At 66.8% G+C, this 13,200-nt stretch carries 13 protein-coding genes, 1 tRNA gene and 3 pseudogenes; 9 read left to right on the top strand and 8 right to left on the bottom strand.

Annotated features, from left to right (window positions below; genetic code table 11):
* The first annotated feature begins 61 nt into the window (after window positions 1-61).
* Window positions 62-640, top strand: a complete 579-nt coding sequence (locus OG417_RS39630; RefSeq protein ID WP_329240192.1) for a PadR family transcriptional regulator — start codon at window positions 62-64, stop codon at window positions 638-640.
* A gap of 60 nt (window positions 641-700) precedes the next feature.
* Here OG417_RS39630 and OG417_RS39635 read toward each other — a convergent pair whose 3' ends face one another.
* Entirely contained in the window at window positions 701-1,060 is a 360-nt protein-coding gene (locus OG417_RS39635; protein WP_329240194.1) for a hypothetical protein, read from the bottom strand.
* A 77-nt stretch (window positions 1,061-1,137) separates the two neighbouring features.
* Window positions 1,138-2,064 carry a quinone oxidoreductase family protein gene (locus OG417_RS39640; protein WP_329240196.1) on the bottom strand — a complete coding sequence of 309 codons (927 nt, stop codon included), beginning with the start codon at window positions 2,062-2,064 and terminating at the stop codon, window positions 1,138-1,140.
* Window positions 2,065-2,608: 544 nt separating this feature from the next.
* Here OG417_RS39640 and OG417_RS39645 point away from each other — a divergent pair.
* Complete coding sequence (locus tag OG417_RS39645; RefSeq protein WP_329262944.1) at window positions 2,609-3,730, top strand: IS630 family transposase; 1,122 nt, start codon at window positions 2,609-2,611, stop codon at window positions 3,728-3,730.
* 269 nt (window positions 3,731-3,999) lie between these two features.
* On the opposite strand, the gene OG417_RS39650 is transcribed toward OG417_RS39645, so the two are convergent.
* Window positions 4,000-4,620, bottom strand: a complete 621-nt coding sequence (locus OG417_RS39650; RefSeq protein ID WP_329240198.1) for a TetR/AcrR family transcriptional regulator — start codon at window positions 4,618-4,620, stop codon at window positions 4,000-4,002.
* Between the two features lie 75 nt (window positions 4,621-4,695).
* Here OG417_RS39650 and OG417_RS39655 point away from each other — a divergent pair, with 75 nt between their 5' ends.
* Complete coding sequence (locus OG417_RS39655) at window positions 4,696-5,715, top strand: NAD-dependent epimerase/dehydratase family protein (protein WP_329240199.1); 1,020 nt, start codon at window positions 4,696-4,698, stop codon at window positions 5,713-5,715.
* 111 nt (window positions 5,716-5,826) lie between these two features.
* Window positions 5,827-6,129 (top strand): hypothetical protein, encoded by a 303-nt coding sequence (locus OG417_RS39660; RefSeq protein ID WP_442875781.1) that lies wholly within the window; start codon window positions 5,827-5,829, stop codon window positions 6,127-6,129.
* A 14-nt stretch (window positions 6,130-6,143) separates the two neighbouring features.
* On the opposite strand, the gene OG417_RS39665 is transcribed toward OG417_RS39660, so the two are convergent.
* A complete protein-coding gene (locus tag OG417_RS39665; RefSeq protein ID WP_329240202.1) occupies window positions 6,144-6,458 on the bottom strand; it encodes a methyltransferase in 315 nt (104 codons plus the stop codon).
* 76 nt (window positions 6,459-6,534) lie between these two features.
* Here OG417_RS39665 and OG417_RS54605 point away from each other — a divergent pair.
* From OG417_RS54605 to OG417_RS39685, 5 genes and pseudogenes are all read left to right on the top strand, one after another.
* Window positions 6,535-6,714 (top strand): annotated as a pseudogene (locus OG417_RS54605) (transposase family protein); the annotation flags it as partial.
* A gap of 399 nt (window positions 6,715-7,113) precedes the next feature.
* On the top strand, window positions 7,114-7,494 hold the full coding sequence (locus tag OG417_RS54610) for a transposase (RefSeq protein WP_442875782.1): 381 nt from the start codon (window positions 7,114-7,116) through the stop codon (window positions 7,492-7,494).
* A 332-nt stretch (window positions 7,495-7,826) separates the two neighbouring features.
* Window positions 7,827-8,609, top strand: a complete 783-nt coding sequence (locus tag OG417_RS39675; RefSeq protein WP_329240206.1) for an SDR family NAD(P)-dependent oxidoreductase — start codon at window positions 7,827-7,829, stop codon at window positions 8,607-8,609.
* Window positions 8,610-8,959: 350 nt separating this feature from the next.
* A pseudogene (locus tag OG417_RS39680) lies at window positions 8,960-9,505 on the top strand (leucine zipper domain-containing protein); the annotation flags it as partial.
* Between the two features lie 234 nt (window positions 9,506-9,739).
* Window positions 9,740-9,823 (top strand) — tRNA-Val (locus OG417_RS39685).
* Between the two features lie 356 nt (window positions 9,824-10,179).
* Here OG417_RS39685 and OG417_RS54615 read toward each other — a convergent pair.
* From OG417_RS54615 to OG417_RS39705, 4 genes and pseudogenes are all read right to left on the bottom strand, one after another.
* A pseudogene (locus OG417_RS54615) lies at window positions 10,180-10,716 on the bottom strand (HpcH/HpaI aldolase/citrate lyase family protein); the annotation flags it as partial.
* Between the two features lie 35 nt (window positions 10,717-10,751).
* Window positions 10,752-11,042, bottom strand: coding sequence for a muconolactone Delta-isomerase (locus OG417_RS39695; protein ID WP_329240209.1), 291 nt, complete (start codon window positions 11,040-11,042; stop codon window positions 10,752-10,754).
* Window positions 11,035-12,204 carry a CaiB/BaiF CoA transferase family protein gene (locus OG417_RS39700; protein ID WP_329240211.1) on the bottom strand — a complete coding sequence of 390 codons (1,170 nt, stop codon included), beginning with the start codon at window positions 12,202-12,204 and terminating at the stop codon, window positions 11,035-11,037. The genes OG417_RS39695 and OG417_RS39700 overlap by 8 nt, the downstream gene beginning before the upstream one ends.
* The gene (locus tag OG417_RS39705) at window positions 12,201-13,196 is read right to left on the bottom strand and encodes an MBL fold metallo-hydrolase (RefSeq protein ID WP_329240213.1); all 996 of its coding nucleotides are present in this window, start codon (window positions 13,194-13,196) and stop codon (window positions 12,201-12,203) included. The genes OG417_RS39700 and OG417_RS39705 overlap by 4 nt, the downstream gene beginning before the upstream one ends.
* Between the last annotated feature and the right edge of the window lie 4 nt (window positions 13,197-13,200).

Consider the following 13,200-nt stretch of genomic DNA (forward strand, 5'->3'; position numbering starts at 1 on the left):
GAATCCCCTTACATTGCGCCAATGCAGGATAGATTGTCACAATATAGACGGAGGGGTAAACATGCCACTTCACCACGCGGTCCTGGCCCTGCTGGTCGACGGGCCCAGCCACGGATACGAGCTGAAGGGCCGATTCGAGGAGGCCATCGGCCCGCAGTGGGGCGGTCTGAACATCGGGCACCTCTACCAGATCCTCGACCGCCTGGTCCGCGACGGTTACGTCTCCAGATCCGTGGTCGCGCAGACCGGCCGCCCGGACAAGACCCGCTACACACTCTCCCCCGAAGGGCTGCGCGAACTCCGGGAATGGTCGACCACCGCGTGGGTCCGTACGTCCGGCTTCCGCGACGAACTCTTCCTCAAGCTGTTCGGAGCAGCCCGGTTGGGCGCGGAAAGCCTCGCCGCCTTCGTGGCCGCCCAGCGCCAGATGTACCTGTCGGAACTGGGCGGCCTGACCCGGCAGCGCCGCGAACACTCCGCCGATCCAATGGTCGCCCTGCTGATCGACGCCGCCATCGCCCATACCAAGGCCGACCTGGAGCTCCTCGACTCCGCACCCCAGCGCCTCGCCGCCGCCGTCCCTCCGGCCTCGGACGTGGTGGACACCGCAGACCCGGCCGTACGCTTCGAAAGCGGATGACACACGGTGTACCGACGAAGGTGAGGGACGCGGCGGCATCGCGCGGCGACGACCGCGAACTCAGCGATTTCGGTCTGGCACAGACCGCGTATCTCCGGCCTCCACCCGGTCGGCGACCGCGGTGAACCCGTACGTGATCAAAGCCGGAGCCATCGCGTCAGACGACTCGGCGTGCGCCAAGCCTTCCCGCAGGTTACTCAGTGCGGTCGGCAGGTCTTCCTCGTCGATCTCGTAGATCGTGAGGTACCGGTGCTCAGGCTTTTCATCATGCAACCCGGTCTTTGCGACGAACCGCTGGGCCGCCTGGTACCCGGGTATACCGAGTACGTCGGGTAGATGCACCTCGTCGTACCATGAGTTGAACTCTTCCTCACGGCCCGGCTGCGGGTTGGTGAAAACGAGCAGTACGTGTTTGCTCATGTTGCGCCACCTCTGTAGCTGAATTCATTCCTTGTCGTTGACTCGGTTCAGTGCAGTTGAATCCCTTGGAATCCGTCTCAGACGAAGTCCAGTACGATCCGACCGCGGACTCCGCCCGCCTCCAGGCGACGATGTGCCTCACTCGCTTCGGTGAAGGGCAGCACCGCCGCGACGCGCGGGGTGAGTACGCCCTGTTCGGCCTGGCGGGCCAGGCGGTCAAGGCCTTTCGTGTCGGTCGCGCGCTCGCCCGCTCTCACCGGGTACACCGTGATACCCCGCTCAGCCGGGCCGTTCCAGAAGCGCACCGTGGCCAACCCGCCCCCGTCGGCGACAGCCGGCAGCACGCGCTCGTTGAGCACCGCGCCGTCCGCGATACCGCACACACCCTCGGGATGTACGGCGCGGATGCGCGCGGCCACGTCCCCGCCCCGTTCGACGATGTCATCGGCGCCAAGCGAGCGAACCACCTCGACGTCGGACTCCTTCGCGTCGGCCACGACGCGCAATTCCTCGGCCTTCGCCAGCTGGATCGCGTAACCGCCGAACGCTCCCGCCGCACCCGTCACGGCAAGCGTGTCGCCAGGGGACAGAGCCAGTTCGTCGAGCGCGAGCCTGGCGGTCATCGCATTCAGCAGCACCGTCGAGGCCGTCGCGAAATCGGCGTTCTCCGGCGCGGGGACCACCGACGCCGCCGGTACGACGATCTGCTGCGCGTAGGCGCCGTGCGTACCGTGGGGCACCACGAACGCGACCACACGCTGCCCGACCGAGAGCCTGCCGTCCGCGTCCGGGCCGAGTTGGTCGAGCACTCCCGCGGCGTCCCATCCCGGCACCCACGGGCCGTCGCCACGTCCCATTCCCGCGCGCAGAAGCGTATCGGTCGGATTGACCGCGGCCGCGTGCACTCGGATCCGCACCTGCCCAGGCCCCGCCTGTGGCTCGGGAAGTTCCAGTACCTCCAGTGCCTCCGGCCCGCCGGCCTTTCTCACTCCTATTGCTCTCATGCCTCTCCTACTTTGGCGACCTTGTCCCGCAGGTCTGTGTAAGTCATTTCTTTGTCTCTTTCCGGATGGGTTCGCATACCTTGCCGCTACGGAGCGAGACGTGAAGGGGTGGCGTCGTTATGTCAGATCCTGGCCGCGACGCCGACCGTGCCGGGCGGCGTCGTCGCGATCGCCGTGGTGGTAGACCGGCCTCTCGCCGGGCGGGCCTCCACCGTGCCGCCGGCGTCGGGGTGAGCGGGGAGACCGTGGAGATCACCCTTCCTCGTTGATGAGCTGATCATAGCAACCTGTCTGCGCAGACACTTATTCCAGGTGCTGCATCCTGCGAGCCATTTGTCCGCGGGCGCTTCGTCTCGAGCAGGCGCGCAGGCAACCCTCGGCGATGCGAGATGCGGGGTGACCTGGACCGGGATCCGCTACTGCGCTTACAGGGAAGCCGGGATGGCTGACCGGTCTAGTGCTCTGTCCATGAACGTTGGCCGGGTTGGTCGACACGCCGGTCAACGTTCATGGTTGGTGTCCGCTATGCCGTGAGGCTGGTCGGATGGCAGATCCAGTTCGGGTGCGCCGTCTGACCGATCATGAGGGTCAGCGGCTGCAGCAGATCGTGCGGAGAGGAACCGGTTCGGCGGTGCGGCTGTGTCGTGCGATGGTCGTGCTGGCCTCGGCCGGCGGGAACACCGTCCCGGCGATCGCGCGGCTGGTCCAAGGCGATGAGGACGCGGTCCGAGGAGTGATCCACCGGTTCAACGAGATGGGCCTGGCCAGTTTGGACCCTCAGTGGGCGGGTGGCCGTCCCCGCCTGATCAGTCCTGAGGACAAAGCCTTCATCGTCGCGACGGCCACCACCAGACCCGAGGCGCTCAAGCAGCCCTTCACCCGCTGGAGCCTGCGTAAACTCGCCGCCTACCTAGCCGGCAACACGATCCGCCCGGTCCGGATCGGACGAGAACGGCTGCGGCAGTTCCTGCACAAACACCAGATCACCTTTCAGCGGACCAAGACCTGGAAGGAATCCAACGACCCGCGCCGGGACGCCAAGCCGGCCCGCATCGAGCACGTCACCAGCAACTTCCCCGACCGGGTATTCGCCTTCGATGAGTTCGGGCCACTCACCATCCGGCCATACGCCGGAGCCGGCTGGGCCCGCAAAGGACATCCAGACAGGCTGCCCGCCAACTACCACAAGCTTCACGGGGTCCGGCAGTTCCACGACTGTTATTCCTTCGGCGATGACACCCTGTGGGGCGTCGCCCGCGCCAAGAAATCCGCCGCGAACACCCTGGCCGCGCTGAAGTCCATCCGCGCGGCGCGCCCGGACGGGGCACCGATCCACATCATCTTGGACAACCTGTCCGCCCACCGCGGCACCAAGATCCGCACCTGGGCGCGCAAAAACAAGGTCGAACTGTGTTTCACCCCGACCTACTCCTCCTGGGCCAACCCGATCGAGGCGCACTTCGGACCGCTACGCACCTTCGTGGTCAACGGATCGAACCACCCCAACCACCCCGTGGCCACCCGCGCCCTGCATAACCACCTGCGCTGGCGCAACGCCAACGCCCGCCACCCCGACATCCTCGCCGCCCAACGACACGAACGCGCCCGTACCCGCAGCGAACGACAACAACGCTGGGAAGACCCACGGCGTCCCAAAGCCGCATGATCAGACCCGGCCAACGTTCACGGACAGAGCACTAGCAGCCTAGCTGTGCCCGGCCATGAGGTTGGTAGCAGCGCGGCACTGTTGACGTAGGAAGAACCTCCGAGTGGGGTGTGGCTTGTCGAAGGCCCGCTCCACCACTATCGGGGACTCAAGCCCGGCGAGGTCATCGAGCCTCGGGCGGCACGTGCTGAAGTGAGCACGGACTGGGCACGGCTGCGTTGCCGACCGGCGAGTGAAGCTGCGCTGCCACGACGTGGAGCCTTCGTCGATTACCGCCGATCTCTGGGGTATACATCGACGAGCCGGAGCATCGCGGGGAGCAGGTCGCTCGTCAACGGGTCGGCGGCTTCCTCGTCGATCGCTCCCTCCAGTGCGAGGGTGGTGTAGCCGTGCACGAGCGACCACACTGCGTAGCTCTGCACCAGCGCAGCGCCCTCGGCCGTCTGCGCGGCATCCGTGCCGCGCAGGACGCGATCCAGGGCGCGCAGGGCGCGGTGCTTCTGCTCGGCTAGTTCTGGTTCGTTGTAGTCGAACTGCGTCATGCGCCACATGAGGTCGAACAGTGCGCGGTTGTCCCGCGCGAACGCAACGTATTCGAGGGCGAGCGCCGCCACCCGCTCGCGCACATCGCGCCCGGAGAACTCCACCGCCTCGAGGCGCTCGCACAGCTCGCGGTAGGCGCGCGTGGCGAGCGCGCCGAGGAGCCCGGCTGTATCGCCGAAGTGGTGCTTGGGCGCGGACTGCGAGACGCCGACCCGCCGGGCTGCCTCGCGCATGCTGAAGCCGGCGACGCCGCTCTCGGCCAATACCTCCAGCGCGCTGTCGAGCAGCGCCGCGCGCAGGTTGCCGTGATGGTAGCGATCTCCGGTCCTGGACTCTTCGGTCACCATGATGCCTACATCTTGACACTGAGTAGATTATTCGTAAACTGCTCACTGACAAGATTCCAGGTCGATGGGGTGGATATGGCGGACAGGGTTCTGGTCACGGGCGTCTCAGGGTTCATCGGTGGTCACATCGCCGCAGAGCTTCTGCGCCGCGGGTATGCGGTCCGCGGGTCGGTACGGTCCCTGGCCCGCGCCGACGAGGTGCGCGCTGCGATGGCGGCCGCGGGCGCGGACGACGCCTTGCTTGAGATCGTGCGGCTCGAGCTCCTCTCGGACGAGGGCTGGGCGGCCGCGACCGCAGGGTGCCGTTTCGTGCAGCATGTTGCCTCCCCCTTCGTCACGGCGAAGCCGAAGGACCCTGATGATCTAATCCGTCCTGCCGTTCAGGGCACGACCAGGGCGATCGATGCCGCGCTCGATGCGGGCGTGGAGCGCGTGGTGGTCACTTCTTCCCTCGCGACGGTGCAGTACGCCCCGGCGCGAAAGGGCCACGTATTCACGGCATCCGATTGGACTCCGCTCGAGCAGCGTGGTCTCGGCGCCTACGTCACCTCGAAGGTCCGGGCCGAGCGCGCGGCGTGGGACATCACCGAGCGACGCGGCGCACGCGACCGCCTCGCCGTCATCAACCCGGGCGGGGTCATCGGCCCGCTTCTCTCCGACGACCCGGGAACCTCGGTCACGGCGATCCAGCAGATCATGGCAGGCGCGCTACCGATGATTCCCGACCTGCGCCTTCCGTGGATCAATGTGCGAGACGTCGCCGACGCGCATATCGAGGCCATGACCGCCAAGACGGCGGGCGGTAGCCGCACGATCGTCGCCACCGATCCGTCATCGCTGATCGAGGTCGCCGCGGTGCTGCGGGAGAGGCTTCCCGAGGCGAGCAGGAAGATGCCCACCCGTGCGATGCCGACCTGGCTGACCTGGGCCGCGAGCATGTTCGAACCTCAGCTTCGCGACAACCGATGGCTCATCGGTCTGGCGCAACGCTTCGACCGGGGACCCGCCGAGGCGCTCCTCGGCCGGCCTCTCCGCTCGATACCCGACACGATCGAGGAGACCGGACGCAGCCTTGTCGAGCACGGACTCGTCTGATCCCGCATCCGCTCTCGGCCGGAGGTTCCATGTCTCACGGTAGTGCGCGGCTGACCGTCCACGGTCGGCCGCTGATCGTTCAACGCCACCAGTCAGGGTGGAAACAGCCTCATCGCCGCCGCGATGGGTGTTTCGCGCAAGTGCGTGCGAACCTGGAACGACCGCTACGCAGCCGAAGGCGAGCGGGGTCCGCTCACCCGCTCGTCACGGCCGCACATCATTCCGACCAGGACCAATGACGAGGTCGAACGGAAGGTCCTCGCTGCCCGCGCAGAGCATCGCGCCGGCCCCGACGTGCTCGCCCCGTTGGTCGGGGTGCCGGCGCGAACCGTGTCGCGGATCCTGCGCCGCCGTTCACATGAAAAAACCCGACTGCGGGTGAATGACAACATTCACCCGCAGCGGATGATGTGACGGTGGCTGGTCCGTCAGCGCAGGTGTGCCTCGATGAAGCAGTAGTCCTCGGCCGTGGGAACGATCCGGTCCAGGGAGAACCCGGCTGTGGAGAGCAACTCCCGCCACTCGGTCGCGCTGCGTTCTTTACCGGTCGTGAGGGCGAGCATGTTCAAGTCGGTCGGTTCGGCGGTATGCGGCTCGTTGCCGGGCGGTACCACGCACTCGATCAGGACGAGCCGAGCACCGGGCGCGGCGGCCCTCTTGATGGACTCCAGGATGCGCACGCAGGATGCGTCGTCCCAGCCATGCAGGACCGCCGCCATCACATAGACGTCGGCGCATGGCACCGAGTCGTTGATCCGGAAAGATCTTGGCGCGTGTGACTGCGAGGTGCTGTCTCCCTCCTCCGGCCATCTTGAGTGCGTGGCCGTCGAGCAGGTCACGGCGGACGGGCCGGCCCTGACGATCTCCGCCCGGACGACCACGACCGAGGCGAGGTGCCCGATCTGCGGGATCGTGTCCAGGCATCGGCACGGCCGGTATCGCCGCAGGCTGGACGATGTGCCGCTGACCGGTCGACGGATCGTGATCGACCTGGCCGTGCAGCGCTTCCGGTACGCGGCGGACGGATGTCCGCGCCGCACGTTCACCGAGCAGATCGACGGGTTGACCGAGCGGTTCGCGTGCCGAACCCCGCGGCTTCGGCGCGTCTTTGAACGCCTGATGCAGGTGCTGGCCGGACGCCCCGCCGCGCGGCTCACCAAGCATCTGGCGATCCCGGTCAGCCCCAACATGCTTCTGCGGCTGCTGCGTCGCCGGCCGGAACAGCCGCGGACAAGGCGCCGCGTGGCTTGGCGTGGACGACTTCGCGACCAGGAAGGGCCATGTCTATGCGACGATCTTGCTGGACATGGAGACCGGCGAGCGGGTGGATGTGCTGCCCGACCGGACCGCCGACACCCTGGCCGCATGGCTGCGTGAGCATCCCGGCACCGAGCGGGTCTGCCGCGACCGTGGTGGGCGTATGCCGAGGCCGTACGGACGGCCGCACCGGACGCCGTCCAGGTGGCAAACCGCTTCCATATCTGGAAGAACTTGTGCGAGGCGGTGGAGAAGTGCGTCATGCTCCACCACGCCTGCCAACCCGAGCCGACCAGCGATAACGAGCCGGACCAGGCAACGTCTGTCCCGCCGGAGGCGACCGCCTCTGCGGCTGTTCCCGCCGAGTGGGAAGGCGTGCGGGTCGCCATGCGGCGGGAACGGCACGCGGCCGTGCACGACCTGCTGGCCAAGGCGTGGGGATCTCCGCGATCGCCCAAGCGCTCGGCCTGGAGCGCCAGACCGTGCGCCGCTACGTCCACGCCGCCACCCCCGAGGACATGACACCCGCCCGAGAACAGCCAGCACCGTGATCTCCGCCATGATCACGTCGAGTTGGGCAGCTGGCCTCGGTGGCGCGCCAGAGGCGGTCGTGGGCGAGGCGAGACCCACTCCACGCCGCGTCCTTAGTGTCGCTCAACCCGCTTGCCATGCGGCCAACCGCGGCGCACTCCGCCGCGGACCGCTCGCCATGTAGCTGCCTGCGCACGCAGACACACCCGACTTCTTTGCGGGAATAGATGCTTGCACAGATAACTTATGTGCGGTGGAGGTGCGCTGATGCGGCGCAACAGTCAACGAGAGAGGCAACTGTCATGACGTCAACGAGCGCGAACGTGAGTCAGGTGACCGGGATCCTTGCGGGCAAGACCGTGGTGGTGACCGGGGCGGCGAACGGCTTGGGGCGGGCAATCGCACTCGCCGCGGCCAGGCACGGGGCAGGCGCTGTCGTCGTCTCCGACCTTCAGGAAGGTCCGCGCGAGGGCGGCCCGAGCGTGACGGCTGAGCTCGAGGGCCTTGGCGTGAAGACGCTGTTCGTGCGCGCCGACGTCACTAAGCAGGAAGATAACGAGGCTCTGGTTGCCGCCGCCGAGGAGTTCGGCGGGGTCGACGTCATGGTTGCGAACGCAGGAATCCTCTTGAAGCAGGACACCTGGGACCAGTCTCCCGACGACTGGCACCGGTTGCAGGCAGTTAACCTCGACGGCCCGTTCTTCGGGGCACAGGCGGCTGGCCGCAGCATGCTCGCGAACAAGAAGGCGGGCAGCATCGTCCTGACCGGCTCGATGATGGGTTTCGGTTCCGACTGGTTCAGCGTCGCCTACTCCTCCAGCAAGGGTGCCGTGAACCTGCTCGCCAAGGCCCTTGCCGACTCCTTCGGGCCGGACGGGATCAGGGTGAACGTGATCGCGCCGGGGCCGATCGAATCATCGATGCTCCACAACACCAGCCCCGACTTCCTTGCCTACAACGAGGCCATACGTGACCGCGCGCCGCTGCGCCGTTTTGGAAAGCCCGAGGAGATCGGGGACGCGGTGGCGTTCCTCGGCTCCGACCTCGCCGGCTTCGTAACTGCGACGACCTTGCTCGTCGACGGCGGGATCACCGCCAAGATCTGAAACAACGACATTTAAAGGAGATCATGAACCAGCCAATCAAGGCTGCCGCCATCTACTCCAGTGCGACCGGCAATATCCACCGCCTTGCAGAGGCTGCCAGGGAGCCGAGAAGACCGGGTCAGAGACTCGGCCGCGCAAGGTCCGCGAACTCGCTCCTGAAGCGGCAATCGACGGCAACGACGCCTGGCGCAAGCACATCGACGAGACGGGGTATGTCGAGACGGCCGAGGTGGGCCACCTCGGTGCACTTGCCCAGGCATGTTGGTTGAGTTTGTGTGACGACACGGTCTGAATGTCCGTGACGGGTGAAGGCCTCCGGTTGTGGAGTGGAACTGCCTAGGAACCGCTCCATCGACCAGGAGGCCTTCGCGTCCCACGCCAACGCTGCCTTGACCCCTCGTGGCCGTCTTCGGCTGGCGCGTTTGATCGTTGAGGAGGGCTGGCCGATCGTCCGGGCGGCCGAGCGGTATGACGTTTCGTGGCCGACCGCCAAACGCTGGGCGGAGCGCTATCGCCTCCACGGTGCGGCCGGAATGGCCGACCGATCTTCTCGGCCTCATCACAGCCCGGCCAAGACACCGCAGCCGGTGGTGCGCAAGATCGTGCATGTGCGATTGAAACAGCGCCTTGGACCGGTGCAGATCGCCGGGCGCCTGGGCATGCCGGCCTCGACCGTGCATGCCGTGCTCACGCGATGCCGGCTCAACCGCCTGTCCTACATCGAGCGCGGCACCGGGGAGCAGATCAGGCGGTACGAGCACGACCGGCCCGGCGCGATGCTGCACGTGGACGTCAAAAAGTTCGGCAACATCCCTGATGGCGGCGGCTGGCGCTATGTCGGCAGAGTTCAAGGTGAACGCGACCGTGAGGCCACCGCGAACCGCACCGGCAACCGCAACACCCGCTACGAACCCCGCCTGTGGTTGACCGCCGTCAACCCCTCGGCGAAGACCATGCCCACACGATCGTCCAGCCGCGGCCTGGTCTGTATGAACTGCCAGGTACCCCTTGTCGGGCACGACGCCCGATGATCCGTGACTTCTCCGGTAGGCCATAAACAGCACCCTCTCTTGACTACCGCGCCGAATACGTGCCCAAATCCCGTGGGGCCGACTGGACGGAGGTGTGTTTGCGCAGCTCAGCAATGCTTCTTGATCCGTGACCGCACTGGTCTTACAAACCAGGAGTCGCTGGTTCGAATCCAGCTGTGCCCACGCCTTGATCGACATGCGAAACGGCACCTGACCTGCGGCTTCGAGGTCAGGCGCCGTTGGTGTGAGGTCCGGCCGTCTCCGGCTGTGACCGGCTCTCGGCGGCCATCTGTGCCGAATACGTGCTGAGGTTTCAGGCCGGCGCTTCGACGATCCGTCGCTTGGCGATCTCGTCCTGGCCGTCGAGACACGGGGCGTAAGTGAATGCCTGGCACCACTCCTCGGCGCGGTTCGGACCAGCGGCGGTGTGACCCATCAGTCAGCGTCCCGCCTGTGACCGCTGCGCCAAAGGATGTCCCAGAGGCGCCGTGCTGCGCGTCAGCGTGCACGCGGTGGGTATCGCGAATGGCCGTGGTCACTCCGTCGATCGGGCCGGTGAGCCCCGCCGCGCTCGATGCCAACGAGAGCTGTGACCGTACGTGGAGCAGGGCTTGATGGTCGTCGGGATCGACGCCGATCTCGGCGGCGAGATCGACGTTTCCGAGCGCCAGCCGAACGACCGCTGTTGCGGCAGCGAGGTTCGTCGCCTCAACGACTCCTCTCGCCGTCTCGATGAGCGCAACGATCTTCACCTCATCGCTCAACGCCGATGCGACGCGGGCCAGGTCAGCCGCAGATTCAGACTTGGGCACCACGACCGCCTCGATCCCGCATCGAAGGGCGGCGAGATCGAGAAGATGGTCCTCGGTGCCAATGGCGCTGATGCGTACTGCTGCCTGTCGACCGGTGCTCAGCCACGAGACGACGTGTGCTCGCGCCTCCTCGCGTTGCGAAGGCGCCACACCGTCTTCGAGATCGATGATGACCACGTCAGCGCCCGACGCTTGTGCCTTGTCGAAACGCTCTGGCCGGTCACCCGGAACGAAGAGGAAGGTGCTGGCTCGGCTGAGATCCATCAGACGTTGCTTCCCTGGGACACCATCGACGTGAGTCACCCGGGTCCGGAGGACTCGAGGTAGTGCAGCGCGAGTGCTTCCACCTGCACGTCCATATATGGAAAGGCGGGCAGTCGGGATAGGTGCTCGTGGAGCTCCGAGGCGTCCGTCGCTTGCCAGACGCCGACGTTGGCCGTCGTGCCGGGCAACCGCCAGATGCGGGTGATCAGTCCGGCTTCCCGGTACCTCGCGGCGACGTCGGCTTCCGCTGCGAGCACTTCTCTCCATCGGTCTTCGTCGAGCGAACCGGGCCGCGTGAGCGCGATTCTGACGAGGAACTCAGGCACTGCGACTCCGCGAGTCGGAGTGGACGTCGCCAAGGACCTCGTCAGTGTGCTCCCCCAGCGCGGGGACCCGGGCGTCGTCAGGTGGCTCGAAACCCGTGACGCGGAACGGGGACGCCAGGACGGAGGCGAATTCACCATTGGGCAGTCGCACCGGCCTCCACCTCTTCCCCGCCTCCAGTTGCGGATGCCTCGCGACCTCAGCGGTCCCGTTCATCCGTCCCCATGGGATGCCGGCCCCGTCCAGGAGGACCGCCAGTTCGTCGTGACCGTGCGCGGCGACCGCGAAGGCCACTGCCTCCTCCACCTCTACGCGGTTTGCGAGGCGGCGACCGTTGGTGGCGAACCGGGCATCAGCGGCCATCTGCTCGAGCCCGAGGACACCGCACAGGAGGAGCCACTGCCGGTCGTTCTGCACTGCGATGTTGAGGACGACACCATCCGCAGCGGTGAACGGTCCGTACGGCGTGATGGTGGCGTGCCTGGTTCCCGCGGGCTCGATGTCGACCCCTTTCTCGCGATAGGCGAGAAGGAGTGGGCTCATCCACTCGGCCAGGACGTCGAACATGGAGATGTGCACGTGCTGGGCCTCTCCCGACGCATCACGTGCTCTCAGGGCTGCGAGGATCGCGGTTGTCGCATAGATGCCGGCGGCCAGGTCCGCGAGCGAGACTCCCGGCTTGGCGGGTGCGCCGGGGAGACCTGTGTTCGCCGTGACACCGGCTTCTCCCTGGACGAGCAGGTCGAACGCCCTCCGGTCCCGGTAGGGGCCGTCCGGCCCGTAGCCGGAGATCTGGCAGGTGACGAGCCCGGGGTTGATCTCGTTCAGCTCCTCGGGGCTCACGACTCGCTCGATGGCACCGGGGCGCAGGTTCGACAACAGGACGTCGGCGGTGGCCAGCAGTTCCCGCAGAGCGCCCCGGCCGCCCTCGGACTTCACGTCGAGTGCGACGGACCGCTTGCGGTGGTTGAGCCACACGAAATGGCTCGCCATCCCCTTCACGAAGGTGTCGTAGTCGCGCGCGAAGTCTCCTCCGTCAGGCCGCTCGACCTTGACGACGTCGGCACCGAGATCAGCGAGGTGCCGCGAGCACAACGGTGCGGCCACGGCCTGTTCGATCGCAACGACTCGAAGCCCGCTCAACGGGCCCGTCGGTCGGCTCATCGTCCGAACCTCAGCACCGTTCCGACAGCCGGCTGCACGTACCGGTCCGGCATCTCCGCGCGGAAAGCAGCGTGCGTCGACAGGCCGCTGCAGTGCATCGGCATGATGTGTGACACGCCGCGTTCCCGCATGCCCTGCAGCGTCAGGTCCACGTTCGCAGCAGGCGTGGTCGGAAAACCCAGATGGAAGCCGCCGAGGACGGCGTGCACCGGCCTGTCGCCGCAGATCTTGCGTGCGCGGTCGATGGTGTTGAGGACTCCGGCGTGAGCGCACCCGGTGAGGACGACCAGTCCCTTGTCCTTGACGTCGATGATCAGCCCCTGTTCGTCGATGACCTCGTCGAGTCCGTAACTCCCGTCGCTGCGCATCTGGTACAGCCCTGGCGCATGGGGTGCCGAAGGCTCGACCGGCCCTTCGAAAGGCACCTCACGCGGGATGAACCCGGTCGTGAACATGCCGCACCCGAGGTCGAGCGCACCGCCTTCCCGCTGGCCGGCACCCAGGACGAGCCGCCCTCCGCGCCGCTCGATGTCGTCCATCGTGAACGCCTGGTTGTAGTACATGGACGACCGTCCGTCTGCCATGACCGCGTACCGGGGCAGAAAGGCGTCCCGGTGGGTGGCGACCGGGACGGTGCGCTCGACGGACTCCAGGAATTCGTAGATCCCGCCGTAGTGGTCGGGGTGCCCGTGGCTGATCACGACCTGCTCGATCTGCGTGGCGTCGACGCCGAGGGCTCGCATGTTGTGCGTCAAGACCGTGCCGGTGAGACCGACGTCGAACAGCACGGTCGAGGAGTGCCGTCCGCTTCGCGCGGTCACCAGGAGGCTGATCCCGTTCTCTGCCTGGGGCGGCAGTCGCCGCTGGTCGAAGTGGTCGATGAGACCGTTGCGCAGACAGTGCGTGCCGTCACCGAGGTCCAGATCGGGGAGCAGCATGTCCACCCAGTTCTCGACCAGCACGGTGATCTCGACGCCGTCTGCTTCGAACACGCCC

The sequence above is a fragment of the Actinoallomurus sp. NBC_01490 genome (genome assembly GCF_036227085.1).
Classification (GTDB): domain Bacteria; phylum Actinomycetota; class Actinomycetes; order Streptosporangiales; family Streptosporangiaceae; genus Actinoallomurus; species Actinoallomurus oryzae.

Coding starts and splice junctions, on each gene's coding strand:
- OG417_RS39630 (WP_329240192.1), top strand. CDS start 62: ATGCCACTTCACCACGCGGTCCTGGCCCTGCTGGTCGACGGGCCCAGC.
- OG417_RS39635 (WP_329240194.1), bottom strand. CDS start 1,060: ATGAGCAAACACGTACTGCTCGTTTTCACCAACCCGCAGCCGGGCCGT.
- OG417_RS39640 (WP_329240196.1), bottom strand. CDS start 2,064: ATGAGAGCAATAGGAGTGAGAAAGGCCGGCGGGCCGGAGGCACTGGAG.
- OG417_RS39645 (WP_329262944.1), top strand. CDS start 2,609: ATGGCAGATCCAGTTCGGGTGCGCCGTCTGACCGATCATGAGGGTCAG.
- OG417_RS39650 (WP_329240198.1), bottom strand. CDS start 4,620: ATGGTGACCGAAGAGTCCAGGACCGGAGATCGCTACCATCACGGCAAC.
- OG417_RS39655 (WP_329240199.1), top strand. CDS start 4,696: ATGGCGGACAGGGTTCTGGTCACGGGCGTCTCAGGGTTCATCGGTGGT.
- OG417_RS39700 (WP_329240211.1), bottom strand. CDS start 12,204: ATGAGCCGACCGACGGGCCCGTTGAGCGGGCTTCGAGTCGTTGCGATC.